At 61.2% G+C, this 268-nt stretch carries 1 protein-coding gene; it reads left to right on the forward strand.

The annotated features are described in order from the left end of the window. Positions 1–2: 2 nt before the first annotated feature. On the forward strand, positions 3–268 hold a 266-nt coding region (locus FQ664_RS26140), incomplete at its 3' end, for a DUF2867 domain-containing protein (protein WP_256676105.1).

Consider the following 268-nt stretch of genomic DNA (forward strand, 5'->3'; position numbering starts at 1 on the left):
GCGTGCAGCTGACGGTACCGCTGACCGCCCTGCAAGCCTACTGCGCCATGACCTCGGACGTCCCCGGCTGGCTGGCCTTGGCTTTTCAAATTCGCGACTACATCTCACGTCGTTTCAATGTCGCCGATATCCACGGCTTCACTCGCCGCGATCCAGAGCATGTACCAGCCGTCGGCGAGGGTCTGGACTTCTTCACTGTCGAGGCCATCAGCGACCAGCAACTGGTGCTGACCTCGCGCGATACGCACTTGGCCGTCATGGTCTGCAT

The organism is Pseudomonas persica (assembly GCF_900291015.1).
Taxonomy (GTDB): Bacteria; Pseudomonadota; Gammaproteobacteria; order Pseudomonadales; family Pseudomonadaceae; genus Aquipseudomonas.